The 26,945-nt window shown below is 66.1% G+C and carries 25 protein-coding genes; 19 read left to right on the top strand and 6 right to left on the bottom strand.

From position 1 onward, the window contains the following. Positions 1 to 290: 290 nt before the first annotated feature. Positions 291 to 815 (bottom strand): NUDIX hydrolase YfcD, encoded by a 525-nt coding sequence (gene yfcD / locus ACFW0H_RS08815; protein WP_422913515.1) that lies wholly within the window; start codon positions 813 to 815, stop codon positions 291 to 293. After that, positions 815 to 1,885: a DUF2333 family protein gene (locus ACFW0H_RS08810; protein WP_422913514.1), complete on the bottom strand. Its 1,071-nt coding sequence runs from the start codon at positions 1,883 to 1,885 to the stop codon at positions 815 to 817. Before ACFW0H_RS08810 ends, yfcD begins: the two co-directional genes overlap by 1 nt. A 294-nt stretch (positions 1,886 to 2,179) precedes the next feature. Here ACFW0H_RS08810 and ACFW0H_RS08805 point away from each other — a divergent pair, with 294 nt between their 5' ends. From ACFW0H_RS08805 to ACFW0H_RS08745, 13 genes are all read left to right on the top strand, one after another. Continuing rightward, on the top strand, positions 2,180 to 3,796 hold the full coding sequence (locus tag ACFW0H_RS08805; protein WP_422913513.1) for a diguanylate cyclase: 1,617 nt from the start codon (positions 2,180 to 2,182) through the stop codon (positions 3,794 to 3,796). 116 nt (positions 3,797 to 3,912) lie between these two features. Beyond that, a complete protein-coding gene (locus ACFW0H_RS08800; RefSeq protein WP_422913512.1) occupies positions 3,913 to 5,877 on the top strand; it encodes a methyl-accepting chemotaxis protein in 1,965 nt (654 codons plus the stop codon). Between the two features lie 206 nt (positions 5,878 to 6,083). Beyond that, a complete protein-coding gene (locus ACFW0H_RS08795; RefSeq protein WP_422913511.1) occupies positions 6,084 to 7,865 on the top strand; it encodes a protein-disulfide reductase DsbD in 1,782 nt (593 codons plus the stop codon). Between the two features lie 122 nt (positions 7,866 to 7,987). Beyond that, positions 7,988 to 8,431 carry a type II 3-dehydroquinate dehydratase gene (gene aroQ / locus ACFW0H_RS08790; protein ID WP_151137447.1) on the top strand — a complete coding sequence of 148 codons (444 nt, stop codon included), beginning with the start codon at positions 7,988 to 7,990 and terminating at the stop codon, positions 8,429 to 8,431. A gap of 25 nt (positions 8,432 to 8,456) precedes the next feature. Beyond that, positions 8,457 to 8,927: an acetyl-CoA carboxylase biotin carboxyl carrier protein gene (gene accB, locus ACFW0H_RS08785; protein ID WP_422913510.1), complete on the top strand. Its 471-nt coding sequence runs from the start codon at positions 8,457 to 8,459 to the stop codon at positions 8,925 to 8,927. Between the two features lie 17 nt (positions 8,928 to 8,944). Then, on the top strand, positions 8,945 to 10,294 hold the full coding sequence (gene accC / locus ACFW0H_RS08780; RefSeq protein ID WP_422913509.1) for an acetyl-CoA carboxylase biotin carboxylase subunit: 1,350 nt from the start codon (positions 8,945 to 8,947) through the stop codon (positions 10,292 to 10,294). Positions 10,295 to 10,487: 193 nt separating this feature from the next. Beyond that, positions 10,488 to 11,366: a 50S ribosomal protein L11 methyltransferase gene (gene prmA, locus ACFW0H_RS08775; protein WP_422913508.1), complete on the top strand. Its 879-nt coding sequence runs from the start codon at positions 10,488 to 10,490 to the stop codon at positions 11,364 to 11,366. Between the two features lie 58 nt (positions 11,367 to 11,424). Then, the gene (locus tag ACFW0H_RS08770) at positions 11,425 to 12,825 is read left to right on the top strand and encodes a DUF3426 domain-containing protein (RefSeq protein WP_422913507.1); all 1,401 of its coding nucleotides are present in this window, start codon (positions 11,425 to 11,427) and stop codon (positions 12,823 to 12,825) included. Between the two features lie 180 nt (positions 12,826 to 13,005). Beyond that, positions 13,006 to 14,001 carry a tRNA dihydrouridine synthase DusB gene (dusB, locus tag ACFW0H_RS08765; RefSeq protein ID WP_422913506.1) on the top strand — a complete coding sequence of 332 codons (996 nt, stop codon included), beginning with the start codon at positions 13,006 to 13,008 and terminating at the stop codon, positions 13,999 to 14,001. Then, a complete protein-coding gene (gene fis, locus ACFW0H_RS08760) occupies positions 13,998 to 14,318 on the top strand; it encodes a DNA-binding transcriptional regulator Fis (protein ID WP_028630726.1) in 321 nt (106 codons plus the stop codon). Before dusB ends, fis begins: the two co-directional genes overlap by 4 nt. Before the next feature lie 117 nt (positions 14,319 to 14,435). Continuing rightward, positions 14,436 to 16,043 (top strand): bifunctional phosphoribosylaminoimidazolecarboxamide formyltransferase/IMP cyclohydrolase, encoded by a 1,608-nt coding sequence (gene purH, locus ACFW0H_RS08755; protein ID WP_422913505.1) that lies wholly within the window; start codon positions 14,436 to 14,438, stop codon positions 16,041 to 16,043. 129 nt (positions 16,044 to 16,172) lie between these two features. After that, positions 16,173 to 17,462 carry a phosphoribosylamine--glycine ligase gene (gene purD / locus ACFW0H_RS08750; RefSeq protein ID WP_422913504.1) on the top strand — a complete coding sequence of 430 codons (1,290 nt, stop codon included), beginning with the start codon at positions 16,173 to 16,175 and terminating at the stop codon, positions 17,460 to 17,462. 118 nt (positions 17,463 to 17,580) lie between these two features. Next, positions 17,581 to 20,358: a response regulator gene (locus tag ACFW0H_RS08745; protein WP_422913503.1), complete on the top strand. Its 2,778-nt coding sequence runs from the start codon at positions 17,581 to 17,583 to the stop codon at positions 20,356 to 20,358. Between the two features lie 211 nt (positions 20,359 to 20,569). On the opposite strand, the gene ACFW0H_RS08740 is transcribed toward ACFW0H_RS08745, so the two are convergent. Further along, positions 20,570 to 21,649, bottom strand: coding sequence for a WD40/YVTN/BNR-like repeat-containing protein (locus ACFW0H_RS08740; protein WP_422913502.1), 1,080 nt, complete (start codon positions 21,647 to 21,649; stop codon positions 20,570 to 20,572). Between the two features lie 21 nt (positions 21,650 to 21,670). Then, positions 21,671 to 21,940 carry a ubiquitin family protein gene (locus ACFW0H_RS08735; protein ID WP_422913501.1) on the bottom strand — a complete coding sequence of 90 codons (270 nt, stop codon included), beginning with the start codon at positions 21,938 to 21,940 and terminating at the stop codon, positions 21,671 to 21,673. 139 nt (positions 21,941 to 22,079) lie between these two features. Between ACFW0H_RS08735 and ACFW0H_RS08730 the strand changes: the two genes are divergently transcribed. The 4 genes from ACFW0H_RS08730 to ACFW0H_RS08715 all read left to right on the top strand — a co-directional run bounded on the left by ACFW0H_RS08730 (position 22,080) and on the right by ACFW0H_RS08715 (position 23,849). Further along, positions 22,080 to 22,676, top strand: a complete 597-nt coding sequence (locus ACFW0H_RS08730; RefSeq protein WP_422913500.1) for a MarC family protein — start codon at positions 22,080 to 22,082, stop codon at positions 22,674 to 22,676. Between the two features lie 71 nt (positions 22,677 to 22,747). Continuing rightward, on the top strand, positions 22,748 to 23,248 hold the full coding sequence (locus tag ACFW0H_RS08725) for a GNAT family N-acetyltransferase (RefSeq protein WP_422913499.1): 501 nt from the start codon (positions 22,748 to 22,750) through the stop codon (positions 23,246 to 23,248). An 81-nt stretch (positions 23,249 to 23,329) separates the two neighbouring features. Further along, positions 23,330 to 23,575, top strand: a complete 246-nt coding sequence (locus ACFW0H_RS08720; protein WP_422913498.1) for a type II toxin-antitoxin system Phd/YefM family antitoxin — start codon at positions 23,330 to 23,332, stop codon at positions 23,573 to 23,575. Beyond that, on the top strand, positions 23,565 to 23,849 hold the full coding sequence (locus tag ACFW0H_RS08715; protein WP_422913497.1) for a type II toxin-antitoxin system RelE family toxin: 285 nt from the start codon (positions 23,565 to 23,567) through the stop codon (positions 23,847 to 23,849). Before ACFW0H_RS08720 ends, ACFW0H_RS08715 begins: the two co-directional genes overlap by 11 nt. 43 nt (positions 23,850 to 23,892) lie before the next feature. On the opposite strand, the gene ACFW0H_RS08710 is transcribed toward ACFW0H_RS08715, so the two are convergent. Both ACFW0H_RS08710 and ACFW0H_RS08705 read right to left on the bottom strand, forming a co-directional pair. After that, positions 23,893 to 24,159, bottom strand: coding sequence for a DksA/TraR family C4-type zinc finger protein (locus ACFW0H_RS08710; RefSeq protein WP_422913496.1), 267 nt, complete (start codon positions 24,157 to 24,159; stop codon positions 23,893 to 23,895). Between the two features lie 106 nt (positions 24,160 to 24,265). Further along, complete coding sequence (locus tag ACFW0H_RS08705; RefSeq protein WP_422913495.1) at positions 24,266 to 25,132, bottom strand: isocitrate lyase/PEP mutase family protein; 867 nt, start codon at positions 25,130 to 25,132, stop codon at positions 24,266 to 24,268. Between the two features lie 137 nt (positions 25,133 to 25,269). Here ACFW0H_RS08705 and ACFW0H_RS08700 point away from each other — a divergent pair, with 137 nt between their 5' ends. Together ACFW0H_RS08700 and ACFW0H_RS08695 are read left to right on the top strand one after the other, a co-directional pair. After that, positions 25,270 to 25,491, top strand: coding sequence for a hypothetical protein (locus ACFW0H_RS08700; RefSeq protein ID WP_422913494.1), 222 nt, complete (start codon positions 25,270 to 25,272; stop codon positions 25,489 to 25,491). Positions 25,492 to 25,638: 147 nt separating this feature from the next. Further along, entirely contained in the window at positions 25,639 to 26,904 is a 1,266-nt protein-coding gene (locus ACFW0H_RS08695) for an Hsp70 family protein (protein WP_422913493.1), read from the top strand. Positions 26,905 to 26,945: the final 41 nt, after the last annotated feature.

The following is a 26,945-nucleotide window of genomic DNA, read 5'->3' as shown; positions in this document are numbered from 1 at the left end:
GCGCACCCGGTGGGATACCGGGCTTGAAAGGCGGCGAAATTTAGCAGCATTCGCGGCGAATGCTAAGTACGAAAATGCGCCATTGATCGACAGATTGGCGACTCCGTGCAGCATCCCGCACGAAAAGGTCCGAGATTCTGCACAAACCCGCGCCCGGCGCGGGTTTGGCAGGGATGAAACGCGGCATTTCAATGTAGGGGCGAATTCATTCGCCAAGCAGACCGAAGGGCTGCCCTTCGAGGTCGCGGGTCTGCTGCGCAGCCCTTGGCGATTGAAATCGCCCCCACAAGTCAGAGCGACGCCAGGTAGAGTCGCAGCGCCTTGAGCGAGTCCGGGCAGCAAGGGCTCTGGGCCAGCGCCTCGTCCACGCTCATGAAGCGCGCCTCCAGCACCTCCTCCGGCTGCAGCTTCAACGGCGCATCGGAGACCGCGGAGAAGACCGTCCCCCAGAGGCGGTTGCCCGGCTCGTCGAAATAGAAGCGGCCATGCTCACGCAGGGGCACCCCGGCGATGCCCAGTTCCTCTTCCAGCTCACGGGCGGCGGATTCGGCGTAGCCCTCGCCTTCCTGCACCATGCCGCCGGCGGCCACGTCCCAGTAGCCCGGGTAGAGCGCCTTGCTGAGGGTGCGGCGGTGCACGCAGAGCTGGCCGGCGGCGTTGAACAGGAGGATGAAGGTGCCTCGGGAGATCAGCCCGCGCTCGCGCAGCTCGGCGCGCGGCAGGCCGCCGAGGGGACGATCCTGCTCGTCGACCCAGGCCACCCGCTCGGCATCGGAGGCGGCGCGGTGGGCCGCCTCGCGTTCGTCGATGGCCATCAGCCCTGCTCCAGCAGCTGGCGCAGGTCGATCACCGCCGCGTTGGCACGGGAGATGTAGTTGGCCATCACCAGCGAATGGTTGGCCAGCACGCCGTAGCCGCTGCCGTTCAGCACCATGGGGCTCCACAGGGGCTCCTGGGCGGCCTCCAGTTCGCGGATGATCTGGCGCACGCTGATGGTGGCGTTCTTCTTCGCCAGCACGTCGGCAAAGTCGACCTCGATGGCGCGCAGGATGTGCGACAGCGCCCAGGCCTGGCCACGGGCTTCATAGAAGACATTGTCGATCTGCAGCCAGGGGGTCTCGACGATTTCCTCGCTCACCGCCGGCACCTGGCCAGTGGCCGCAGCGGCTTCCGGGCTGATGTCGGTGTTCAGGCGTACCCGGCCGACGCTGGCGGACAGGCGCTGAGACAGGGAACCGAGGCGGGTGGCGACGTCACCCAGCCAGTTGTTCAGGTTGTCGGCGCGGGTATAGAACTGCGCATTGGGCTGCTTGGGGTCGGCCAGGCGGGCGAGGTAGCGATCCAGCGAACGGATGCCCTCCTGGTACTCGGCCTCGGACGCGGGCAGCGCCCAGCTCTTGTTGTCGAAGTTGAAACGCGGCTCGGCCTTGGCCAGGTCCGGATCCTCGGTGGACTGGGATTGGGAGCGGGCGAAGTCCTTGCGCAAAGCGCGGGACAGGTCGCGCACCTGGACCAGCACGCCGTATTCCCAGGCGGGCATGTTGTCCAGCCAGAGGCCGGGCGGCGCCAGGTCGTTGGAGAGGTAACCGCCGCTCTTGTCCAGCAGGGTCTGGGCCACACCCTTGAGGGTTTCCACCGTGGTATAGCCGCTGACCATCTGCCGACCGGCGCGGTCCGCCGCGGCCTGAGCGTTCTGCTGCACGGGGAAGAGATCGGGTTCGCGGCTCCAGTACCAGCCCACCACCATGCAGGCGAGCAGGTAGATCACCAGCAGGCTGCCCAGGGCGCGGCTCAGCCAGATGCCGCCCAGATAGCTGCGCACGTCGTCAACCGAATCATCCACGCGCTCGCGCGCGTCGCCCATACGTTTCTTCCAGTCCAGCATGGCAGTGTCCTTCAACTCTCGATCAGCACGGAAAGGGTTCGGCCAGGATCCGCCAAGGGGATCCTGGCCAGGTCCAGCACTATAAGGGAAGCGCGGGCGCAACGCAGTGACCCTGAACCAAACCATCATCCGGAGCGCCGGTCCTGCAACCCTCCTGGTCGCAAATCGACCCGATTTACCTGGCGCACAGGGCAATACCGGGATTGATGGCACTGGCGTGCTTGCGACAAGGTGATAGCATGAAGCCATCACCCGCATCGCCTCCAGGCGCCCCTCCCTCAAAGAAGCCGGGCCATGACCGAGCACGAAGACCCCAGCCGCGACCGACTCAAACACCACTTCGCCCAGCGGGTGACCAACCAGGCGCGACAGGTGCTGGAAATCTGGCAGCGCCTGCAACGCAGCGAATGGAGTGCGGCGCGCATGGCCGAGTTGGCCGAGGCCAGCCTCTACCTGCAGCGCTACGCCGAACGCTTCGAGCAGGCCGAGCACAGCCGCCTGGCGGTGGCCATCGGCAACTGCCTGCAAGGGGTGGAGGAGAACCGCGGACGGCTGTCCAGCGACCTGATCACCGAGCTCAGTGTGCTGATGCAACGCCTGTCGCGCACGGGCCTGCGCCATGGCGACCAGTTCGAGCAGACCTTCCTGCCGCCCCTGCGCAAGCCGGTGTACCTGGCGCTGCAGAGCGAGGAGCGCGCCCTGCGGCTGAGCCAGCAGCTGGAATTCTTCGGTCTCCACGCACAGCGCTGTGACAGCGCCGATGCCTTCCGCGCGGCCATGGCCGAGCGGCATCCGGCGGCCATCGTGCTGGAAGTGGACTTCGCCGGCCCCGGCATCGGCCTGGAGCTGGCCCGCGAAGCCCAGCAGGGCCTGGAACTGAAGCTGCCGATCATCTTCTTCAGCCATGAGGAAACCGATGCGCCGACCCGCCTGGCCGCCGTGCGCGCCGGGGGCCAGGAGTTCTTCACCGGCGCTCTGGACGCCTCCAGCCTGCTGGAGAAGCTGGAAACCCTGACCCGCACCGCCCACTACGACCCCTTCAAGGTGCTGATCGTCGACGACTCCCGCGCCCAGGCCACCCATACCGAGATGGTCCTCAATTCTGCCGGCATCGTGACCCGGGTGATCACCGAACCGGTGGAAGCCCTGCTCGCCCTGGCCGAATTCCAGCCCGACCTGATCATCCTCGACATGTACATGCCCGCGTGCCAGGGCACCGAACTGGCCAAGGTGATCCGCCAGCACGAGCGCTATGTCAGCGTGCCGATCATCTTCCTGTCCGCCGAGGACGACCTGAACAAACAGCTGGACGCCATGAGCGAGGGCGGCGACGACTTCCTCACCAAGCCGATCAAGCCACGCCACCTGATCGCCACGGTGCGCACCCGTGCCAATCGTGCCCGCAGCCTGAAAGCCCGCATGGTGCGCGACAGCCTGACCGGGCTGTTCAACCACACCCACACCTTGCAGTTGCTGGAGGACGCCAGTTCCCGCGCGCGCCGGGATGGCAAGCCGCTGTGCTTCGCCATGCTCGACATCGACCACTTCAAGAAGGTCAACGACACCTACGGCCACCCCATGGGCGACCGCGTGATCAAGAGCCTGGCGCTGTTCCTCAAGCAACGCCTGCGCAAGACCGACCATATCGGCCGTTACGGCGGCGAGGAATTCGCCGTGGTGCTGCCGGACACCGACCTGGCCGCCGCGCAGCGGGTGCTGGAGGAGATCCGCCGGCGCTTCGCCGAAATCCGTTATCCAGCGCAGCCCCACGACCTCAGCTGCACCTTCAGTTGCGGCATCGCCCAATTGCAGGACGGCCTCGACATCAACCAGTTGTCCAAGCAGGCCGACGAAGCGCTCTACCGCGCCAAACGCGGCGGGCGCAACCGGGTGGAGCTGCAGCAGGACTGAACCGCCGCCGTCACGGGACTGTCACCAAACAGCAATATCATCTGGCCATCTCTCAGAGCCGGTCCACGGTCGTACGCGCGATCGTGGGCGGGCTATCGGAAGTCTGCGAGGACCGGATGCGCCTGAAACTGCTCACCAACCTGATTACCCTGCTGCTGGTCACCGTGTGCCTGGCGCTGGGGGCCACCCTCTGGTGGTCGCAACGCGCGCTGGAGCGGCCCTATCAACTGATGGAGCAGTACCTGGAACTGGCCCAGCGCTTCCGCGGCGAAGTGGCGGACAACGTCCAGGCCTACCTGGGCAGCGGTGATGCCTTGCGCCATAGCGCCGCCAACCAGGGCATCGACAGCCTGGAAAAGGGCCTCGCCCAGCTTCCCGCCGAATTCACCCGGGAATTGCAGCCCAGCTTCAATGAACTGCGGGAGTTCACCCGTGGCGAGTTGCTGGCGGCCGGCAAGCTGGCGGGCGATCCCCAGGGCCTGCTGATCCAGGCCGAGCGGGAGATCGCCGGCGCCCTGGACCAGCTCGACCAGTACGCCACTTCCGCCAGCGCCCCGTCCGCCGGCGACTATCGTGCACCGCTGTTCGCCGCGGCCCAGCACCTGAATCGCCTCAGCCAGGCGCGTGCCAAGCTGGTGGCCAGCGGCCGCGACGAGCTGGCCGCCGACGTCGAACGCGAGCTGGAAGCCCTCGTCCGCGACAGCGCCCGACTGGAACAATTGCCTCTGCTCGGCGTGACTGACAGCAGCAGTTCGGCCGCCGACGACTTCGCCGCCATGATGGGCCTGGAAAACAGCAGCGAATCCAGCCAGGCGGAGGACCGCGGCATCGCCCTCAAGCGCGAGCTCGGCGGTCTGCTCAAGCGCTACCCCGGTGAGCTGGCACGAACCCGCGAGCTGATCCAGCGCCGCGCTGCCCTGACCGCCGCCACCGCCCAGCGAGTGGACGCCCTGCAAGCCGCCCTGGCCGCCCTGGAGCCAACCGTGCGCGCCGAGCATGGCCGCATCCAGGCGGAGGTACGCCTGATGCAGGGCCTGATGATCGGCCTGATCCTGCTTATCGCCCTCTCCATCGACCGCATCCAGCGCCGCCTGACCCAGGTCCTCGGCCGTCTGGTCAACGCGCTGGGCGCCTGGGCCGCAGGCGATTTCAGCCGCCCCATCGCCCTCGGCTCCGCCACCCTGGACCTGCGCCGCATCGAGGACTCCCTCAACCGCCTGCGTGACTACCTGGGCGAGCTGGTGGGCACCATCCGCCAGCACGCCGAGCAGGTGGCCGGCAGCAGCAGCGCCCTGGCCGAGCTGAACAACGGCCTGCACGCCGGCGCCGAAGACCAGGCCGGCGGTACCGCGCAGATCCGCGACGCCCTGGGCGAACTGGAAAGCACCATCCAGCAGGTGGCCGGCGACGCCAGCCTGGCCGCGGATGCCAGCCGTGACGCAGGACGCGCCGTGGAACAGGGCCAGAGCGTGATCGACCAGAGCCTGGCCGGGCTGCATCAACTGGTGGGCGAAGTGCAGAACAACGCCCAGGCGGTGGAACGCCTGGCCGAGGAAACGGAAACCATCGACAAGGTGCTGACGGTGATCCGCGGCATCGCCGAACAGACCAACCTGCTGGCCCTCAATGCCGCCATCGAAGCCGCCCGCGCCGGTGAGATGGGCCGGGGCTTCGCCGTGGTCGCCGAGGAAGTGCGCTCCCTGGCCCTGCGCACCACGGGCGCCACCAGCGAGATCCAGCAACTGATCGGTCGCCTGCAGCAGGCGGCCCGGCAATCGGTGGACGCCATGCGCATCCAGGTCGAGCATGCCGAGGCCAGCGCCGAGCAGGCCGCCGCCGCCGACGGCGCGCTGGTGGAAGTGGTCAGCGCCATCCGCACCATCGCCAGCATGGCCGAGCGCATCGCCGACGCCACTGCCCAGCAAAGCAGCGCGGTGAGCGACATCCGCGACCACAGCGAACAGATCCACCAGTTGGGCGGCGCCAACCTGGCGCGCATCGGCGACAGCCGCAGCCAGGGCGAGCGCCTGCTCGAACTGGGCGGACAGCTGCACACTACGGTCAAGGCCTTCCGCGTCTGAGGCGCGACCTATTGTCGCGGCCGGGTGAGGCATGACATGCAGGCTGGGTAGGCTTTGGCCGCTCGCTTAGGGGATGGTGGGCTGAAGCCCACCCTACCTCTGCACACGCCCATCCAGACTCAGGACAAAACCGCTTACAGCCCCGAACCTGCAGGAAAGGCCCGAGATTCGCTATGATGCGAGCGTTTTCTGACCAAGAGCCCCCTATGCGCCGCCTGCTTAGCCTTATCCTGCTGCTGGTGGCCCTGCCCGCCGCCGCAGGGTTGCTGGACAACCGCCCGAACCCGACCCTGGGCGCCCCCCTGAACAACAGCGGCGATTTCCTGCCGGTGCGCGAGGCGTTCCGCCTCAGCCTGGTGGAAAGCACCCCAACTTCGGTGAAGCTGCGCTTCACCAACGCCGAAGGCTATTACCTCTATCGCCACCGCTTCCAGTTCCGCGCCGAGCCCGCCGACAGCGGCCTGGGGCAAGCGGTGCTGCCGCCCGGCAAGCACAAGAACGACCAGTATTTCGGCGATGTCGAGGTGTACTACGGCGTCCTCGACGTCGACCTGCCCTTGGACCCGGCGCGCACGGCGCCCAGCGCCTTGCGGGTGACCTACCAGGGCTGCGCCGACAAGGGCCTGTGCTACCCGCCGGAAATCGAGGTGCTGCAGCTCGCCGCCGCGGGCCCGGCAAGCGGCGGCGCCAGTGATGTTGGCAGCGGTGCAGCCGGCAAGAGCTGGAACTGGCACGAACTGGCGCTGTTCTTCCTCGCCGGCCTGGGTCTCACCTTCACCCCCTGCGTGCTGCCGATGCTGCCGATCCTTTCCGGCGTGGTGCTGCGCGGCCAGGCCGGGGGTGGCCGCGGCCTGGTGCTGTCGCTGGCCTATGTGCTGCCGATGGCCGCCTGCTTCGCCCTGCTGGGCGCACTGATGGGCGTGTTCGGTGCCGAACTCAACCTCCAGGCGCGGCTGCAATCGGCCTGGGTGCTGGTCCCCTTCGCCGGCTTCTTCACCCTCTTCGCCCTGGCCATGTTCGGCCTCTACGAGCTGCGCCTGCCGCGCTTCATCAGCGGTCCGCTGGACACCCTGGCGGGCAGCACCAAAGGCGGTTCGATCTGGAGCGCGGCGCTGCTCGGCGTACTCTCCAGCCTGCTGGTCTCGCCCTGCGTCTCGGCGCCGCTCGCCGGTGCCCTGCTGTATATCAGTGCCAGCGGCGACGCCCTTGGCGGCGGCCTGAAACTCTTCGCTCTGGGCCTGGGCATGGGCGCGCCCCTGGTGCTCTTCGCCACCGGCGGCGGCGCGCTGCTACCCAGGGCAGGTGTCTGGATGGTCGCGGTACGCAACGCCTTCGGCGTGCTGCTACTGGCAGTGGCCGTCTGGATGCTCGAACGGGTCCTGCCCGGCCCGCTGGCGCTGGGCCTCTGGGGCCTGCTGGCCGGCGGCGTGGCGCTCTTTCTCGGCGCCCTGGAATTCACCCCCAAGGCACCCCGCGCGCGCCTGGCGCAGCTCGGCGGCCTGGTCCTGCTGGTCTATGCCGTGGCCGCCTGGGCCGGTGCGCTGCAGGGCGAATCCGATCCACTGCGCCCGCTGGGCCGCTCGCACCTTGTTGGTGCGCCGTCCGTCGTACCGGCCGTCGGCGAGTGGCAGACCATCAAGACCGCGGCGGAACTCACCGGCGTCCTTGCCGACGCCAAGCGCTCTGGCCAGCCCCTGCTGCTGGACTGGTACGCCGACTGGTGCATTAGTTGCAAGGTGATCGAGCGTGAAGTCCTCACCGCCACGGAGGTTGCCTCGCAACTGGGCGGCTACCGCCTGATCCGCTTCGACATGACCGAGAGCAACGCCGAGCAGCGTGCTCTGCTCGACCGCTACAAGCTGTTCGGACCGCCCGCCATCCTGTTCTTCGATGGCAAGGGTGACGAATTGGCCGATCTGCGTGTCGTAGGTGAAATCGATGCCAAGGCCTTCGCCGCTCGTCTGCAACGGGTGAATGCATCGCGCTGACGGGTATAACGTCATATATTTGCCGCAAACACCGGGCATCTTGTCGACTATTGTTGACAACTGGACAGCCATTTCCGCTATCCGGCATAGTGCCGCCTGCCCTCCAACAAGGAACAAACAGCATGGCCACCCTGCTCGTCCTGCATGGCCCCAACCTCAACCTGCTGGGCACCCGCGAGCCCGACAAGTACGGCGCCACCACCCTGGCCGAAATCAACCAGGACCTGGAGCGTCGCGCCCGCGAGGCCGGCCATCACCTGATGTATTTGCAGAGCAATGCCGAGTACGAGCTGATCGATCGAATCCACGCTGCCCGCGGCGAGGGAGTGGACTTCATCATCATCAATCCTGCTGCTTTCACGCATACAAGTGTCGCCCTACGTGACGCGATGCTCGCTGTGAGCATCCCATTCATCGAAGTGCACTTGTCCAACGTGCACAAACGCGAACCTTTCCGCCATCACTCCTACTTTTCCGACGTTGCCGTGGGAGTGATCTGCGGTCTGGGTGCCACCGGCTACCGCCTGGCCCTGGACGCGGCGCTAGAACACCTTGAACGCCCCTGACCTCACCCCTGGGAGTTGATGATTAATGGATATCCGTAAAGTCAAGAAACTGATCGAACTGCTGGAAGAATCCGGCATCGACGAACTGGAGATCCGCGAGGGCGAAGAGTCCGTGCGCATCAGCCGCCACAGCAACAAGGCCATGGCCGCCCAGCCGATCTATGCCGCCGCCCCGATGCCGGTCGCAGCTCCGATCGCCGCTGCCGCTCCTGCCGCCGCCGCCGCCGCCGAAGCCGCTGCCCCGGCAGCGCCGAAGCTGAACGGCAATGTGGTCCGCTCGCCGATGGTCGGCACCTTCTACCGTTCGCCGTCCCCGACCACTGCCTCCTTCGTCGAAGTCGGCCAGAGCGTGAAGAAGGGCGACATCCTCTGCATCGTCGAAGCCATGAAGATGATGAACCACATCGAGGCCGAGGCCAGCGGCGTGATCGAATCCATCCTGGTGGAAAACGGTCAGCCGGTTGAGTACGACCAGCCGCTGTTCACCATCGTCTGAACCGCGGAGAGCCTGTGATGTTGGAAAAAGTCCTGATCGCCAACCGTGGCGAGATCGCCCTGCGCATCCTGCGTGCCTGCAAGGAGCTGGGCATCAAGACGGTGGCGGTGCACTCCACGGCCGACCGTGAGCTGATGCACCTGTCGCTGGCCGACGAGACCGTGTGCATCGGCCCGGCCTCGGCAGCCCAGTCCTACCTGAGCATCCCGGCCATCATCAGCGCCGCCGAACTGACCGGCGCCACCGCGATCCACCCGGGCTACGGCTTCCTCGCCGAAAACGCCGACTTCGCCGAACAAGTCGAGAAGTCCGGCTTCGCCTTCATCGGCCCGAAAGCCGACACCATTCGCCTGATGGGCGACAAGGTCTCGGCCAAGGACGCCATGAAGCGCTCCGGCGTTCCCACCGTGCCGGGCTCCGACGGCCCGCTGCCGGAAGACGAGGAAACCGCGCTGGCCATTGCCCGTGAAGTGGGCTACCCGGTGATCATCAAGGCCGCCGGTGGCGGCGGTGGTCGCGGCATGCGCGTGGTCTTCGAGGAAGAAGAGCTGATCAAGTCGGCCAAGCTGACCCGTACCGAAGCCGGTGCGGCCTTCGGCAACTCCATGGTCTACCTGGAGAAGTTCCTCACCAACCCGCGCCATGTCGAAGTCCAGGTACTGTCCGATGGCCAGGGCAACGCCATCCACCTCGGCGACCGCGACTGCTCCCTGCAGCGCCGCCACCAGAAGGTGCTGGAAGAAGCCCCTGCGCCCGGCATTGACGAGAAGGCCCGTGCCGAAGTGCTGGACCGCTGTGTCCAGGCCTGCATCGAGATCGGCTACCGTGGCGCCGGCACCTTCGAGTTCCTTTACGAGAACGGCCGCTTCTACTTCATCGAGATGAACACTCGCGTGCAGGTGGAGCACCCGGTCACCGAAATGGTCACCGGCGTCGACATCGTCAAGGAGATGCTCAGCATCGCCGCTGGCAACAAGCTGTCGATCAAGCAGGACGACGTGGTCATCCGTGGCCATGCGCTGGAATGCCGGATCAACGCCGAAGACCCGGACAACTTCATGCCCTGCCCGGGCAAGGTGACCTACTTCCACGCACCGGGCGGCAACGGTATCCGCGTCGATTCGCACCTGTACAGCGGCTACGCGGTTCCGCCGAACTACGACTCGCTGATCGGCAAGCTGATCGCCTACGGCAACAGCCGGGACGAAGCCATGGCGCGCATGCGCAATGCGCTGGACGAGATCGTCGTCGACGGGATCAAGACCAACATCCCGCTGCACCGCGACCTCACCCGCGACAAGGGTTTCTGCAAGGGTGGGATCAACATCCACTACCTGGAAAAGAAACTCGGCATGGACAAGCACTGACGCTGCAAGCTGCAAGCTGCAAGCTGCAAGCTGCAAGCTGCAAGCTGCAAGCTGCAAGCTGCAAGCTGCAAGCTGCAAGCTGCAAGCTGCAAGCAGTATGATGTGTGACCCCAAGGGAGCGGCCAGTCCGCTCCCTTGCTTTTTCTTGCCGCTTGAAGCTTGTCGCTTGAAGCTCTTTCCAAAGGAAAGCCGCATGCCCTGGTTACAAGTTCGTCTCGCCATCACCCCGGAACAGGCGGAAACCTACGAAGACGCCCTGCTGGAAGTGGGCGCTGTATCGGTGACCTTCATGGATGCCGAAGACCAGCCGATCTTCGAGCCGGACCTGGGCACCACGCCGCTCTGGTCCCATACCCACCTGCTCGCCCTGTTCGAGGCCGATACCGACGAAGCCAGCCTGGTGGCGCACCTGGAACTGCTCACCGGCGGGACGCTTCCGCAGCACCAGATCGAGCGCATCGAGGACCAGGACTGGGAACGCAGCTGGATGGACAACTTCCAGCCCATGCGCTTCGGTCGCCGCCTGTGGATTGTGCCGAGCTGGCACGCCGCCCCCGAGCCCGACGCGGTGAACCTGCTGCTGGACCCCGGCCTCGCCTTCGGCACCGGCACCCACCCGACCACCGCCCTCTGCCTGGAGTGGCTGGACGGCCAGGACCTGGCCGGCTGCGAAGTGCTGGACTTCGGCTGCGGCTCGGGCATCCTCGCCATCGCCGCATTGCTGCTGGGCGCGCGCCAGGCGGTGGGCACCGATATCGACCCGCAGGCCCTGGAGGCCTCCCGCGACAACGCCTCGCGCAACGGCATCGACCCGGCGCGCTTCCCGGTCTACCTGCCCGCCGACCTGCCGGCCAAGCCCGCCGAGGTAGTGGTGGCCAATATCCTTGCCGGCCCGCTGGTGTCGCTGGCCCCGCAGATCACCAGCCTGGTGGCGCCGGGCGGACGCCTGGCGCTGTCCGGCATCCTCGCTGAACAGGCCGAGGAGGTGCGCGCGGCCTATGCCGGCGACTTCGACCTCGACCCCACGGCAGAAAAGGACGGCTGGGTGCGTATCAGCGGCGTGCGCCGCTGATACGCTGAAAACCCAGTGGATCGAGTAAAATAGCCATACGTTTCGACCGGATCGCCGCATGACCGACAGCTACGTCACTCAGTGCCCGCATTGCCAGACCAGTTTCCGCGTCAGTCGCGCCCAGCTGGCGGTGGCCCATGGCGCCGTGCGCTGCGGAGCCTGTCTGCATGTGTTCAACGCGGCGCAGCAGCTGCTGGCGGCCCAGGGCCAGGCGCCGACCCCTGCGGCCGAAAAGCCCAAGGCCTCCTCGCCGCCCCCGGCTGCCGCGCCGAGGCCGGCGCCCGCGGCCGTACCGGTACCCAGCGTCGCCACCGTGCTCAAGCAGCCCGCGGCACCGCAGCCCCCGCAGCCGGCGGCTGCGCCCGCCAGCGACACCCGCTGGATCCACGACGACCTCGACCTCGACAGCCTCGACCTGGACGAAGAGCTCGCCAAGCTGGAGCAGGAAGAACGCCGCCTGTCCCACGACCTGCTCGGCCCGGAGGCACCCGTGCGCGGCGAAGCCCAACCGAGCCCCCGGCAGGATGAAGAATGGGCCGAGGCGCTGCTGGAAGCCGAGGAACGCAAGACCGCGCCGGAGCCGGAAATCGAACGAAAAATCGAACCGGACCTTGAACCTGACCTTGAACCGGAGCCCGAGCCGGAACCCGAATTCGAACTGCGCGCCGAACCCATCGCCGAGCCGATCAGCCGCACCCCGGCCGAGCCGCCGCGCCCTGCCCCGGCTCCGCGCACCGAGCCCAGCCTGTCCATGGACCTGGTGGAAGACGAACCGGGCCCGGACTTCAGCCTTGGCTCCGCTCGCGACGACGAACCCGACGACCTTCGCGACGAGATCGACGACGATCGCGACGAACCCGAGGCCTCCGCTGCGCCGCGCCATCACCTCCAGCGCAACGAGCCCGACCTGCGCGAAGAGGGCCTGCTCAACCTCAACGACGAACCGCTGCAGTTGGACTGGCAGGAAGCCAGGCGCCCCTGGGGCCGCCGGATCGGCTGGTTCCTGCTGACCCTGCTGGCCGCCCTGGCCCTGGCCACCCAGTACGTCTGGTATCACTTCGACGAACTGGCCCGGCAGGACCAGTACCGCCCCTGGTTCCAGCAGATCTGCCCGGAAATCGGCTGCGCGCTGCCCTCCAAGGTGGATATCGGCCTGATCAAGAGCAGCAACCTGGTGGTACGCAGCCACCCCGAGTTCTCCGGCGCCCTGGTTGTGGACGCCATCCTCTACAACCGCGCCGCCTTCGCCCAGCCCTTCCCGCTGCTGGAACTGCGCTTCGCCGACATCAATGGCCAATTGCTGGCCAGCCGTCGCTTCAAGCCGGGCGAGTACCTCTCCGGAGAGCTGGCCGGACAGGCGGAAATGCCTCCGCAAACACCCATTCACATCAGCCTGGACATCCTTGATCCGGGCACCAAGGCCGTGAACTACAGCCTCAGCTTCCACTCCCCCGACTAGGCCGCAAGCGCCGGATTGCGGCGCTTCCAGCCAAATCCCAACTCCCGGTGACAAGATCGGCGCTGTTCAGAATTTGTTCAAAACAGCCTTTATCCAGTCACCGAGAGCGGGTATCATGCCCACCCTTTTTTCGAACTCCCCCAGCACTCAACTGAGCAGGCCCCACAACAGGGAAGACCTATGTCGTCGGTAAGCATTGGCCCTTATGCCTTGCCCAATCCGGTGATACTCGCCCCCATGGCGGGTGTGACCGACCGGCCGTTCCGACTGCTTTGCCGGCGCCTTGGCGCTGGCATGGTGGTCTCGGAGATGGTCACCAGCGACGTGCGCCTGTGGAACAGCCGCAAGTCGCGGCTGCGCCTGCTCCATGAAGGGGACCCGGAACCCCGCTCCGTGCAGATAGCCGGTGGCGATCCGGAGATGCTGGCGGAAGCGGCCAGGGCCAATGTCGAACTCGGTGCGCAGATCATCGACATCAACATGGGCTGCCCGGCGAAGAAGGTCTGCAACAAGGCCGCGGGCTCCGCGCTGATGAAGGACGAGGCCCTGGTGGCCGACATCCTCAATGCCGTGGTCAAGGCCGTCGATGTGCCCGTTACCCTGAAGATCCGGACCGGCTGGGACCGATCGAACAGGAACGGCATAACAGTGGCGAAGATCGCCGAACAGGCTGGCATCCAGGCCCTGGCCGTCCACGGCCGGACCCGCGCCGACCTGTACACCGGCGAAGCCGAGTACGACACCATCGCGGCGATCAAGCAGGCGGTGTCCATTCCGGTGTTCGCCAACGGCGATATCGACTCGCCACAGAAAGCCAGACAGGTCCTCGACGCCACCGGCGCCGACGCCCTGCTGATCGGTCGAGCGGCCCAGGGGCGACCCTGGATCTTCCGCGAGATCGTGCATTACCTGGCGACCGGTGAACTTCTGCCGGCGCCATGCTTGATCGAGGTGGAACGGATCCTGCTGGAGCACCTTGCCGCATTGCACGCCTTCTATGGCGACGAGATGGGCGTTCGCATCGCCCGCAAGCATGTCGGCTGGTATCTGGCAACCCTGCCGGGCGCCAGGGAGTTTCGCGCCAAGTTCAATCGTTTGGAGTCCACGGACGCGCAGTGCGCCAACGTTCGGGAGTTCTTCGCCGAGCGTCACAACGAAGGGGAAAAGGCCGCATGACGACGATGACCGAGAATTTTTTTGATGGGGCAACACCCGTGAGCGACAACGCCAACCTGAAACAGCACCTGACGGCGCCCACCGCAGAGGGCCAGACCCTGCGTGGCAGTGTCGAGAAGGCACTGCACAACTATTTCGCCCATCTCGAGGGCGCCGCCGTCACGGACGTGTACAACCTGGTGCTTTCCGAAGTGGAAGCGCCGCTGCTGGAATCCGTGATGAACTACGTCAAGGGTAACCAGACCAAGGCTTCCGAAATGCTCGGCCTCAACCGGGGCACGCTGCGCAAGAAGCTCAAGCAATACGACCTTCTTTGAAAGAGCTGGAAGCCTGAAGCTGAAAGCCGGACGACCCGGTACGGCTCCCGACTTCAGGCTTCGAGTTAATGGCTTCCAGCTCATCGTCCTTCTCCTTCCCACTCCAATGGCTCCGAAATGACCGACCAGACCACCCGCCTTCCCGTTCGCCGCGCCCTGATCAGCGTCTCCGACAAGACCGGCATCGTCGAGTTCGCCCGTGAACTGGCTGCCCTCGGCGTAGAGATCCTCTCCACCGGCGGCACCTACAAGCTGCTCAAGGACAACGGCGTCAATGCCGTGGAAGTCGCCGACTACACCGGCTTCCCGGAAATGATGGACGGCCGCGTGAAGACCCTGCACCCGAAGATCCACGGCGGCATCCTCGGCCGTCGCGACCTCGATGGCGCGGTGATGGAACAGCACGGCATCAAGCCGATCGACCTGGTCGCGGTCAACCTCTACCCCTTCGAGGCCACCGTCGCCAAGCCTGACTGCGACCTGCCCACCGCCATCGAGAACATCGATATCGGCGGCCCGACCATGGTCCGCAGCGCCGCGAAGAACCACAAGGACGTCGCCATCGTGGTCAACGCCAGCGACTACGCCGGCGTCCTCGAAGGCCTCAAGGCCGGCGGTCTGACCTATGCCCAGCGTTTCGACCTGGCCCTCAAGGCGTTCGAGCACACCTCCGCCTACGACGGCATGATCGCCAACTACCTGGGCACCATCGAGCAGGCCCGCGACACCCTGTCCACCGAAGGCCGTGGCGCCTTCCCGCGCACCTTCAACAGCCAGTTCATCAAGGCCCAGGAGATGCGCTACGGCGAGAACCCGCACCAGAGCGCTGCGTTCTACGTGGAAGCGAAGAAGGGCGAAGCCAGCGTTTCCACCGCCGTGCAACTGCAGGGCAAGGAACTGTCCTTCAACAACGTGGCCGACACCGACGCCGCGCTGGAGTGCGTGAAGAGCTTCGTCAAGCCGGCCTGCGTCATCGTCAAGCACGCCAACCCCTGCGGCGTGGCCGTTGTGCCTGAGAACGAAGGCGGCATCCGTAAGGCCTATGACCTGGCCTACGCCACCGACACCGAATCCGCCTTCGGCGGCATCATCGCCTTCAACCGCGAACTGGATGGCGAAACCGCCAAGGCCATCGTCGACCGCCAGTTCGTCGAAGTGATCATCGCCCCGAAAATCTCCGCCGAGGCCCGCGCCGTGGTAGCCGCCAAGGCCAACGTTCGCCTGCTGGAATGCGGTGAGTGGCCGGCCGATCGCGCCCCGGGCTGGGACTTCAAGCGCGTCAACGGTGGTCTGCTGGTGCAGAGCCGCGACATCGGCATGATCAAGGCCGAAGACCTGAAGATCGTGACCCAGCGCGCGCCCAGCGAGCAGGAAATCCACGACCTGATCTTCGCCTGGAAAGTGGCCAAGTTCGTCAAGTCCAACGCCATCGTCTACGCCAAGAACCGCCAGACCGTCGGTGTCGGCGCCGGCCAGATGAGCCGCGTGAACTCCGCCCGCATCGCCGCCATCAAGGCCGAGCACGCCGGTCTTGAAGTGAAAGGTGCGGTGATGGCTTCCGATGCCTTCTTCCCCTTCCGCGACGGCATCGACAACGCGGCCAAGGCGGGCATCACCGCCGTGATCCAGCCGGGTGGTTCCATGCGTGACAACGAAGTCATCGCCGCCGCCGACGAGGCCGGAATTGCGATGGTGTTCACCGGCATGCGCCACTTCCGCCACTAAGTGGCACGAGGGCGGACGGCCTCAGTCGTCCGCCCTGCCCCGTTCCGGGCGCAAGACCTTTCGTAGGGTGGATAACGCTCTTCCTATCCACCATTCGGGCCGCAGGCCCGCCTCCTGAAGGAGAACTCAATGAACGTACTCATCATCGGCAGCGGCGGCCGTGAACACGCCCTGGCCTGGAAAGTGGCCCAGGACCCGCGCGTGGCGAAGGTCTTCGTCGCCCCGGGCAACGCTGGCACCGCTACCGAAGCCAAGTGCGAAAACGTCGCCATCGACGTGCTGGCCCTGGAGCGACTGGCCGATTTCGCCGAAAAGAACGTCCAGCTGACCATCGTCGGCCCCGAAGCACCGCTGGTGAAAGGCGTGGTGGACCTGTTCCGCAGCCGCAAGCTCGCCATCTTCGGCCCCACCGCCGGCGCCGCCCAGCTGGAAGGCTCCAAGGCCTTCACCAAGGATTTCCTGGCCCGCCACCAGATCCCCACCGCCGACTACCAGAACTTCACCGAGGTGGAGCCGGCCCTGGCCTACCTGCGTGAGAAAGGCGCCCCCATCGTGATCAAGGCCGACGGCCTGGCCGCGGGCAAGGGCGTGATCGTCGCCATGACCCTCGCCGAGGCCGAGGACGCCGTGCGCGACATGCTCGCCGGCAACGCCTTTGGTGACGCGGGTTCGCGCGTGGTGATCGAAGAGTTCCTCGACGGCGAGGAAGCCAGCTTCATCGTCATGGTCGACGGCCAGAACGTGCTGCCCATGGCCACCAGCCAGGACCACAAGCGCGTCGGCGACGGCGACACCGGCCCGAACACCGGCGGCATGGGTGCCTACTCCCCGGCACCGGTGGTCACCCCCGAGGTGCACCAGCGCGTGATGGACGAAGTCATCTACCCGACCGTGCGCGGCATGGCCGAGGAAGGCAATGTCTACACCGGCTTCCTCTACGCCGGCCTGATGATCGACAAGAGCGGCGCGCCCAAGGTCATCGAGTTCAACTGCCGTTTCGGCGACCCGGAAACCCAGCCCATCATGGTGCGCCTGGAGTCCTCCCTGGTCCTGCTGGTGGAAGCCGCCCTGGCCAAGGCCCTGGACAAGGTCGAAGCCACCTGGGACCCGCGCCCCACCGTGGGCGTGGTACTGGCCGCCGGCGGCTACCCGGGCGACTACGCCAAGGGTGACCTGATCGAAGGCCTGGACGATGCGGCGGCCCTGGACGGCAAGGTGTTCCATGCCGGCACCGCGCAGAAGGACGGCAAGATCGTCACCTCCGGCGGCCGCGTGCTCTGCGCCACCGCCATCGGCGCCAACGTGTCCGACGCCCAGCAGCAGGCCTACCGCCTGGCGGAAAAGATCCGCTGGAACGGCTGCTTCTACCGCAAGGACATCGGCTACCGCGCCATCGCCCGCGAACGCGGTGAAAAGTAAGGATCGGGTAAATAGTGCCGATCGAGGCGGCAAGCCAGATGCTGGCCGCCTCGGTCATATTCCGCCCCGGAGGGGCTTGGCTATAATCCGGCCACTCACCCACGAAGGGACCTCGACCGTGCCCCGGCTCAGGATTGCCATAGGATTGATCGCCAGCCTGCTGCTGGCCCTGCTGTATCTGCTGCCCGCCCAGGCAACCGAGGAGCGGCAATGGAGCATGCTGCTCGATCCGGGCGCGAACCTGCAGCTGCAGGAAATCCGCACCCAGCAGGCCCTTTCCCAGTTCGCTCCGGTCGAACTCGACCAGCTCTACACCTCCGGCGGTGGCAGCGCGCTCTGGCTGCACTACAGGCTCCCGCCCGGCCAGCACGAACAGCTGCTGCGCATTTTCGCCCCCTACCTGGCCTATCTCGACCTCTACGTCCTCGAGGGCGATGAGCTGGTGGCCCACACCCGCACCGGCAGCCGCCTGCCCTTCAGCGACCGGCCTCTGCCCAGCCGCGATTTCCTCCTGCCGCTGCCGGTCAAGCAGGAACCCCTGGATATCTACCTGCGCATGGCCTCGGAACATGCCCTGCGCCCCACTGTGACGCTGCAATCCTCGGCGTTGATGGCCGCCGACGATACCCGCCCCCTGCTCTACGGACTGCTGCTCGGCGGCCTGGGCATGCTGATCTACTACAACCTGGTGCGCTACGCCTACTCCCGCGCCGCCGTCAGCCTCTGGCTGGCCGCCGCGCAGAGCTGCCTGATGGCCACCGGCGTCAGCCTGTTGGGCATCAGCTCGCCCTGGCTGGGCGACTGGCAGAGCGCACAACCGCAGATCGCCAACCTGTCCATGCTGCTGGCCATGCTCAGTGCCCTGGCCTTCACCGTCAGCTTCTTCCACAAGGTCTGCCCGAATACCCCCGCAACCGGCCTGCTGCTGGGCGAAATCGTGATGATCGCGCTGACCGCCGCCCTGCTGCTGATCGTCACCGAGTTGCAGTTCAATCAGCTGGTCTACGTCCTGTCCGCCATCGCCAGCACCAGCATGTTCGGGATCGCCATCTACCACTGGCGCCAGGGCTACCGCCCGGCACGCCTGTTCAGCCTCGCCCTGGGCCTGTTCTGCGTCGCCATCCTCAGCGCCCTGCCCGCCCTGTTCGGCTACTGGCACCTGCAGTCCGACTGGCTGGCCTATGTCCTGCTGGCGGTCTCCACCATCAGCGGCGTGTTCCTCAGCATGGCCCTGAGCGAGCGCCAGCGGCGCATCCAGCACGAAGCCTTCAGCGCCAGCCGGGCTCTGGCCGCCAGCTCCGCTGAACTCAAGGCCAAGGGCGAATTCCTCGCCAAGATCAGCCACGAGATCCGCACCCCAATGAACGGCGTGCTGGGCATGACCGAGCTGCTGCTCGGTACCCCGCTGTCGGCCAAGCAGCGCGACTACGTGCAGACCATCCACAGCTCCGGCAACGAACTGCTCACCCTGATCAACGAGATCCTCGACATCTCCAAGCTGGAGTCCGGGCAGATCGAGCTGGACGACGTGCAGTTCGACCTCAACGCCCTGATCGACGACTGCCTCGACATCTTCCGCGCCAAGGCCGAGCAGCAGCGGGTCGAACTCATCAGCTTCATGCAGCCCCAGGTACCCCGGGTGGTCGGCGGCGACCCCACGCGTCTGCGGCAGATCCTCCTGAGCCTGCTGGACAACGCCTTCAAGCAGACCGACGAAGGCGAGATCCTGCTGGTGGTTGCCCTGGACAACAGCGCCAGCGAACCCCGCCTGCGCATCGCCGTGCAGGACAGCGGCCGCCCCCTGGAAGCCAGCGAGCGCGAAGCCCTGCTCAACGCCGAACTGCAAAGCAGCGACTTCCTCGCCTCCTCCAAGCTCGGCGGCCGCCTCGGCCTGGTCATCGCCCGCCAACTGGTGCGTCTGATGAACGGCGAGTTCGGCATCCAGAGCGGCGCCGGACAAGGCAGCACCCTCTGGCTGACCCTGCCAATGGACAGCCAGCACCTGGTGCGCCCCGCCGCCGACCTCGACAGCCCGCTGGAAGGCGCGCGCCTGCTGGTGGTGGACGACAACGACACCTGCCGCAAGGTGCTGGTGCAGCAGTGCAGCGCCTGGGGCCTGCAGGTCAGCGCCGTGCCCTCCGGCAAGGAAGCCTTGGCCCTGCTGCGCACCAAGGCGCACCTGCGCGAGTACTTCGACGTGGTCCTGCTGGACCAGGACATGCCCGGCATGACCGGCATGCAGCTGGCGGCGAAGATCAAGGAAGACCCGAGCCTCAACCACGACATCCTGATCATCATGCTCACCGGCATCAGCAACGCGCCGAGCAAGATCATCGCGCGTAACGCCGGCATCAAGCGCATCCTCGCCAAGCCGGTGGCCGGCTACACCCTGAAGACCACGCTCGCCGACGAGCTGAACCAGCGCAAGGCGGGCGGCGCCATCTCCCTGCCGGGCTCCCAGGTCAGCGAGCCGCTCCACGTCCCCAGCGACTTCCGCATCCTGGTGGCCGAGGACAACAGCATCTCCACCAAGGTCATCCGCGGCATGCTGAGCAAGCTCAACCTCGAGCCGGACACCGCCAGCAACGGTGAGGAAGCCCTGAGCGCGATGAAGAACCAGCACTACGACCTGGTGCTGATGGACTGCGAGATGCCGGTGCTGGACGGTTTCACCGCCACCGAGATGCTGCGCCACTGGGAAAACCTTGAGCAGCGCCCGCGCACCCCGGTGGTCGCGCTCACCGCCCATATCCTCAGCGAGCACAAGGAGCGCGCCCGCCAGGCCGGCATGGACGGCCACATGGCCAAGCCGGTGGAACTCTCCCAGCTGCGCGAGCTGATCGAATACTGGGTAGCCGAGAAGGAACTGCGCGAACGGCATGCGATGCACAGCTGATCGGCCCGAGCAGCCGTGAGGCGATTCCAGACGTTGTAGGAGCGAATTCATTCGCGAAAGCAGGACGCAGTCCTGCCCTTCAATGCCCTGCCGACCCCACCAGCCCTCACCCCCGGCCCCTCTCCCTAAAGAGGAGAGGGGTGACGCCCAGCCCACCTCCGGCACAGACCTGTAGGAGCGAATTCATTCGCGAAAACGGGCCGCAGGTCGTCTACCCCCACCTCACCGCAAAGATCGGCGGCAGGTGCCCGGCCACCAGATCCCAGCTGTCCCCCTGGTCCTCCGACACCCACAGATGCCCGGTGGTGGAGCCCATCGCCAGGCGCTGGCCGCTGGCATCCACATCCAGCCCATGGCGGTACACCAGGTCGTAGCAGAGCTGCTGCGGCAGGCCCCGCTCCAGCACGTCGAAGTTCTTCCCGCCATCGCGGGTGCGGGTGACGCGCAGGCGCTGGTCGGCGGGGACCCGGCATTCATCCTTCACCGCCGGCACGAACCAGGCGCAATCCGGATCGGCCGGATGCACGGCGACGGCAAAGCCGAAAGTGGAGGGTCCGGCCTCGGTGATCTCCCGCCAGTTCAGGCCACGGTCTGCGCTGACGAAGATGCCGCTGTGATGCTGCACCCAGAGCCGTTCCGGGTTCGCCGGGCAGGCCACCATACGGTGCGGGTCCTGGATGTCAGGGTCCTCGGCACGCTCCGGCGGCATGTAGGCGGCGCGCATGCCGCGGGTGCGGAAGTTCCAGCTCCCGCCTTCGTCCTCGCTGTGCCAGATGCCGCCGCAGGACACCGCCAGGGTCAGGTGCCGGCTGTTGCGCGGGTCGACGCAGATGGAATGGATGCCTGGCTGGTCATAGCCACCGCCAAACCAGTTGGCGCGCTCCGGGCGCTGCCAGAGACTGTCCACCAGTTCCCAGGTACTGCCGTGGTCACGGGAGCGGAACAGGCCGCCGGGAATGGTGCCGGCCCAGAGCGTGCCAGGCTGATCGGCGCCGCCGGGCTCGAGGCACCAGATCATCTCCACCGAGGGCCCTTCCTCAGCCTCGGCCACCTTGGAGAAGGCCGGGGCGGGCAATTCCTCCCAATTCTGCCCCGCGTCCGTCGAACGCCACAGCTTGGGGCCGAAATGGCCCAGGTGCAGGGCCGCATAGAGGTGGCCGTCGCGCGGATCGGACAGCAGCATGCTCACCGGCTCACCTAGAAAATCCTGGCGTGCCAGGCGCCAGCCGCCACCGTCCGGCTCGAATCGCAGCAGGCCCTTGCGGGTCGCCACATGGATGCATCGGTTCATGGTCCTCCTCCTTGCCCCGGTTCAGCCACCGGACAATGCCTGGACGACGAAGATGTCGCTCTCCGGCCCCACCGGGTCGGTCAGGCGACGGCGGTCGCTCACTTGCTGGGCATCGACGAAGATCGCCACGTGCCGGCGCAGGCGCCCCTGGTCATCCAGCAGGTAACTGCGCAGGCGCGGATTGGCGGCGAAGGCCGCATCCAGCGCCTCGGCCACGATGGCAGCGACGATATCCAGTTCAGGGACATCGAGGTGACGCTGCAGGTTGGGAGTGAAACTGATATGCGCCATTGACGGCCCCCTGCGCGGCAAAACGCCCCAGTGGAAGAAGGTATAGCCGACCACCGCGGCAGGTTTATAGTTGTGCGCCCAATGGCAGGGCAGCCTCTACACTGAGGATCGGCCCTCGCAGTCAAGAACGGATGCCCCCATGCTCGAAAGCCTTTCCAGCCTGTACCTGAAGATGCTGGTGCTCTACAGCCCCTTCTTCGTGCTCTCCTGCTTCATCGGCCTGACCCGTGGCTACACGGTGAAGGAGCGCAAGAAGCTCGCCTGGAAGGTCGCCCTCGGCACCCTGGTGGCCAGTGCCCTGCTCTACCTCTTCGGCCAGGCGATCTTCAATATCTTCGGCATCACCATCGACGCCTTCCGCATCGGCGCCGGCACCGTGCTGTTCATCTCCGCCCTCGGCATGGCCCAGGGCAATTCGTCGGTACAGGCCGACAACGTCCAGCAGGACGTGACCATAGTGCCCCTGACCATCCCCCTGACCGTCGGCCCCGGCACCATCGGCGCCATGCTGGTCATGGGTGCGGGCCACGTACAGTGGGACGACAAACTCACCGCGCTGTTCGCCATTGCCATCGCCAGCGCCACGGTGGGTGCGGTGCTCTATCTCTCCGACCGCATCGAACGCATCCTCGGCGACCAGGGCCTGCAGATCGTCAGCCGCCTGATGGGCCTGTTCGTCTGCGCCCTGGCCGCGCAGATCATCTTCACCGGGGTGAAGAACTACATGGTGCCCTGAACCGCTGAGCGCCACTTCCCCGGCGGCATCAATCCGGTGACGATGCTCCAACCCATTCCTTGAGACCCGCCATGTCCTACGCCATTCGCGATGCCGGTGAAAGCGACCTCCCCGGCATCCTCGCCATCTACAACGACGCCGTGGAGAACACCACGGCCATCTGGAACGAAACCCTGGTGGACCTGGCCAATCGCCGCGCCTGGCTGGCCGAGCGCAATGCCGCCGGTTTCCCGGTACTGGTGGCGGTGAACGAGGCGGGCGAGGTGCTCGGCTACGCCAGCTACGGCACCTGGCGCACCATCGAGGGCTTCCGCCATACCGTGGAGCACTCGGTCTACGTGCGCGGCGACCAGCGAGGCCAGGGCCTTGGGCCGGCACTGATGCAGGCGCTGATCGAGCGCGCCCGCACGGCTGGATTGCACGTCATGGTGGCGGCCATCGAGTCCGAAAACGCCGCATCCATCCGCCTGCACGAGCGCCTGGGCTTCGCTATCACCGGCCGGATGCCCCAGGTCGGCCGCAAATTCGGCCGCTGGCTGGACCTGACTTTCATGCAGTTGATGCTGGAGTAATGGTTTCACTGACTCAGGTAGCGGCTTGAATCCGGCCAATAAAAAGACCAGAATTTGGCTCCAAATACAGGAGTCAAATTCATGCAGAATGTTCTCGCCGATGTTGCCGTCAGCGTTTCCGAACTGAAGAAGAATCCTTCGGCCGTAGTGTCCGGCGCCAGGGGTGCCCCGGTCGCGGTTCTCAATCACAACAAGGTCATGGCCTACATGGTTCCGGCTGAAACCTTCGAAGCCTTAATGGAGTATCTGGACGATCAGGAGCTGGCGGAAATCGTCCGCAGCCGCACCCACGAGAAGGGAGTGAAAGTCCGCCTCGATGACCTATGAACTGGAGTTCCTGCCATCGGCGCTCAAGGAGTGGCGCAAGCTCGGCGATACGGTCCGGGAACAATTCAAGAAGAAGCTGAAAGAGCGGTTGCAACGACCGCGAGTCCAGGGTGACGCCCTTCATGGGATGCCTGACTGCTTCAAGATCAAGCTCCGCACCGCCGGTTACCGCCTGGTGTACCGGGTCGAGGACCAGCGCATCACGGTGGTGGTGATCGGCGTCGGCAGGCGTGAGCGTGGAGCGGCCTACGACAAGGCCAAAGGTCGCCTCTAAGCCGCAGGTTGGGCTGAAACGCCTCAACCGACATGGCCCGCATCTAGCGCAACTGACTGTCCTTGCTCCCCCGCCGGTTGTACCCGGCATAGGCGGCGTTTTCCCTGTCGTGCTCGGCCTGGCAATTGACGCACAGGTGCACGCCGGGGACGGCCTTGCGGCGGGCTTCCGGGATGGGGGCGTCGCACTCTTCGCAGTGGGTCAGGCTTTCGCCTTTCGGCAACTGGCTGCGCGCGCGCTGGATGGCGTCTTCGATGGTGCTGTCGATCTGTTCCTGGACGGCGCCGTCGCCGGCCCAACCGCTTGCCATGCTGACCTCCTGATCGGTTCGGAACCCATGGAACCGATATGGGGTGATGGTCAGCGCTTTTGCAAGGATGGGGGTCGGCAGGCGACAAGCGGATGTCGCGGTGGACTTATTCCTTGACGTCCATGAACTCCTCGGCCCAGACGATGTACTCCTCGGGCAGGGTGTACTTGTGGGTCAGCTCCGTGGCGGTGAGCTCCTCGCCGGTGGCGACCTGGCGCTGGTCTCGCAGGCAGTCGTAGGTGGCCTTGATGGCGGCGAAGTAGGCGGCGTGGCCGTTGACCACGATGCGTACGCCGAGGCGGGCGAGGCGCTCGTTGTCGCGCAGCTTGGGGTTGCCGTAGGTCACCAGCATCAACGGGATGCTCAGGTGCTCGGCGATCTTCTCCAGATGCTCGAAGTCGGCCACGCCGACCATGCAGATGCCGTCGGCGCCGGCAGCCTGGTAGGCCTTGGTACGCTTGATCACTTCGTCCACCTCCAACACCCCGGCATTGGTGCGGGCGATGATGGCGAGGTCCGGATCGACGCGCGCTTCCAGGGCCGCGCGGATCTTGCCGACGCCCTCTTCCACCGGGATCAGGTCGGTGGACTTGCGGCCGAACTGGGCCGGCAGCAGGGTGTCTTCGATGGTCAGGGCGGCGATGCCGGCGCGCTCCAGTTCGACCACGGTGCGCATCACATTGAGGGCGTTGCCGTAACCGTGGTCGGCGTCGGCGATCACCGGCAGGCGGGAAACGCGGCCGATGCGGGTGGCCTGCTCGACGAATTCGCTGAGGGTGATCAGGGCGAAGTCGGGCGCGGCGAGTACCTGCAGGGAGGCCACCGAGCCGCCGAGAATGCCGACTTCGAAGCCGAGATCGGCGGCGATGCGGGCGGACATGGGGTCGAACACCGAGGCGGTGTGGAAGCAGGAATCCGAATCCAGCAACGCACGGAAAGCCGTGCGCAACTCGTGATGAGAAGCTCTACGCATAGGGGCACCAAAAGTTCAGAGGGGGTCAGGATCGAGCCGGCTCCATAACTCTGGTGCCGGCGCCCCCGTTTTTCCATTGTCAGACTGCGCCCATTCTAACGGATCAGTCTTTCAGTCCGCTTAAGGGCGCCGGCGCCTTGTCCAGCCCTCCGTCGGCCGCCACCCTGCTGCCACTGCGATCGGAAGCGGTGCTGGTGGCCCTGGGGAACGTCAACGCCTTGCTGTTCCGTGCCCTCTGGAATCGTCGCCTGGCGGACTGGGACCGGCGACCGCCCTTTGCGGGGCGATTGCAGGTGACGCTGTCGATCCTGATCTGGTGCGCAGTGATGTCGGCCGGACGGCTGCTGGCCTACCTCTAGCGCACACCTGATCGGGTGCTGGTCCTTCGTCAGGCACTGGCTCACGGAGGCCTTGCGCTGGTCACCCTCCACCGCGACGAACTGCTCCGGACAACCTCGCCGTCCTCGCGTACACTGCGCGGCCGTTTTTTTCGGAACAGCCGCGACATGAGCAACGTCCTCCCCGCCCAGGCCCTGGGCATCGACTTCGGAACCTCCAACTCCACCGTCGGCTGGTGGCGCCCGGATGTGGAGCCGCTGATCGCCCTGGAGGACGACAAGATCACCCTGCCCTCGGTGGTGTTCTTCAACACCGAGGAGCGCCGCCCGGCCTACGGGCGCCTGGCCCTGCACGAGTACCTGGAAGGCTACGAAGGCCGCTTGATGCGCTCGCTGAAGAGCCTGCTGGGTTCGCCCCTGCTGAAAAGCGAGACCACAGTGCTGGGCAGCGCCCTGCCCTTCAAGGACCTGCTCGGCCTGTTCATTGGCCAGCTCAAGCAGCGCGCCGAGGCCGCCGCCGGCCGCGAGTTCGAGCAGGTGGTGCTGGGGCGCCCGGTATTCTTCGTGGATGACGACCCCGAGGCCGACCAGGACGCCCAGAACACCCTGGTCGCGGTGGCGCAGAAGCTCGGTTTCAAGGAGGTGTCCTTCCAGTACGAGCCCATCGCCGCCGCCTTCGACTACGAGCGGGGCATCGAGCGCGAGGAACTGGTGCTGATCGTCGACATCGGCGGCGGTACCTCGGACTTCTCCCTGGTGCGCCTGGCGCCGGAGCGCCGCGCGGTGGCCGAGCGTCAGGACGACATCCTCGCCACCGGCGGCGTGCACATCGGCGGGACCGACTTCGACAAGCAACTCTCGCTGGCCGGCGTGATGCCGTTGTTCGGCTACGGCAGCCGGATGAAGAGCGACGCGCCGATGCCCACCAGCTTCCACCTGAACCTCGCCACCTGGCACACCATCAACGCCGTCTACGCACAGAAGTCCAAGCTGGCGCTGAAAAACATGCGCTACGACATCGTCGACACCACCGGTATCGACCGCCTGTTCAGCCTGATCGAGCAACGCGCCGGCCACTGGCTGGCGATGCAGGTGGAAGAGAGCAAGATCGCGCTGACCGAGGCCGAAAGCCGCCACATCGACCTGGCCCGTATCGAACCTGGCCTCGCGGTCGATCTCACCCGGGCGCTGTTCGAAAGCGCCATCGACGACCTGCTGGTGCGCATCCGTGCCAGCGTCGACGCCCTGCTGGTCCAGGCCGGCGTAACCGCCGACCAGGTCGACACCCTGTTCTTCACCGGCGGCTCCAGCGGCATCCCGGCGCTGCGCCAGAGCGTCGCGGCCATGCTGCCCAACGCCCGCCAGGTGGAGGGCAACCTGTTCGGCAGTATCGGCAGCGGCCTGGCCATCGAAGCGAAGAAGCGCTACGGCTGACCGTTCATCGGTAAAAACCCCCGTCCCACGCGGTCGGGACA

Origin of the sequence: Metapseudomonas cellulosilytica, from assembly GCF_049334135.1 — a bacterium.
In the GTDB taxonomy this organism is placed as follows: Bacteria; Pseudomonadota; Gammaproteobacteria; order Pseudomonadales; family Pseudomonadaceae; genus Metapseudomonas.
This window is presented reverse-complemented; position numbering and strand designations above follow the sequence as displayed.

Coding starts and splice junctions, on each gene's coding strand:
- yfcD (WP_422913515.1), bottom strand. CDS start 815: ATGGCCATCGACGAACGCGAGGCGGCCCACCGCGCCGCCTCCGATGCC.
- ACFW0H_RS08810 (WP_422913514.1), bottom strand. CDS start 1,885: ATGCTGGACTGGAAGAAACGTATGGGCGACGCGCGCGAGCGCGTGGAT.
- ACFW0H_RS08805 (WP_422913513.1), top strand. CDS start 2,180: ATGACCGAGCACGAAGACCCCAGCCGCGACCGACTCAAACACCACTTC.
- ACFW0H_RS08800 (WP_422913512.1), top strand. CDS start 3,913: ATGCGCCTGAAACTGCTCACCAACCTGATTACCCTGCTGCTGGTCACC.
- ACFW0H_RS08795 (WP_422913511.1), top strand. CDS start 6,084: ATGCGCCGCCTGCTTAGCCTTATCCTGCTGCTGGTGGCCCTGCCCGCC.
- aroQ (WP_151137447.1), top strand. CDS start 7,988: ATGGCCACCCTGCTCGTCCTGCATGGCCCCAACCTCAACCTGCTGGGC.
- accB (WP_422913510.1), top strand. CDS start 8,457: ATGGATATCCGTAAAGTCAAGAAACTGATCGAACTGCTGGAAGAATCC.
- accC (WP_422913509.1), top strand. CDS start 8,945: ATGTTGGAAAAAGTCCTGATCGCCAACCGTGGCGAGATCGCCCTGCGC.
- prmA (WP_422913508.1), top strand. CDS start 10,488: ATGCCCTGGTTACAAGTTCGTCTCGCCATCACCCCGGAACAGGCGGAA.
- ACFW0H_RS08770 (WP_422913507.1), top strand. CDS start 11,425: ATGACCGACAGCTACGTCACTCAGTGCCCGCATTGCCAGACCAGTTTC.
- dusB (WP_422913506.1), top strand. CDS start 13,006: ATGTCGTCGGTAAGCATTGGCCCTTATGCCTTGCCCAATCCGGTGATA.
- fis (WP_028630726.1), top strand. CDS start 13,998: ATGACGACGATGACCGAGAATTTTTTTGATGGGGCAACACCCGTGAGC.
- purH (WP_422913505.1), top strand. CDS start 14,436: ATGACCGACCAGACCACCCGCCTTCCCGTTCGCCGCGCCCTGATCAGC.
- purD (WP_422913504.1), top strand. CDS start 16,173: ATGAACGTACTCATCATCGGCAGCGGCGGCCGTGAACACGCCCTGGCC.
- ACFW0H_RS08740 (WP_422913502.1), bottom strand. CDS start 21,649: ATGAACCGATGCATCCATGTGGCGACCCGCAAGGGCCTGCTGCGATTC.
- ACFW0H_RS08735 (WP_422913501.1), bottom strand. CDS start 21,940: ATGGCGCATATCAGTTTCACTCCCAACCTGCAGCGTCACCTCGATGTC.
- ACFW0H_RS08730 (WP_422913500.1), top strand. CDS start 22,080: ATGCTCGAAAGCCTTTCCAGCCTGTACCTGAAGATGCTGGTGCTCTAC.
- ACFW0H_RS08725 (WP_422913499.1), top strand. CDS start 22,748: ATGTCCTACGCCATTCGCGATGCCGGTGAAAGCGACCTCCCCGGCATC.
- ACFW0H_RS08720 (WP_422913498.1), top strand. CDS start 23,330: ATGCAGAATGTTCTCGCCGATGTTGCCGTCAGCGTTTCCGAACTGAAG.
- ACFW0H_RS08715 (WP_422913497.1), top strand. CDS start 23,565: ATGACCTATGAACTGGAGTTCCTGCCATCGGCGCTCAAGGAGTGGCGC.
- ACFW0H_RS08710 (WP_422913496.1), bottom strand. CDS start 24,159: ATGGCAAGCGGTTGGGCCGGCGACGGCGCCGTCCAGGAACAGATCGAC.
- ACFW0H_RS08705 (WP_422913495.1), bottom strand. CDS start 25,132: ATGCGTAGAGCTTCTCATCACGAGTTGCGCACGGCTTTCCGTGCGTTG.
- ACFW0H_RS08695 (WP_422913493.1), top strand. CDS start 25,639: ATGAGCAACGTCCTCCCCGCCCAGGCCCTGGGCATCGACTTCGGAACC.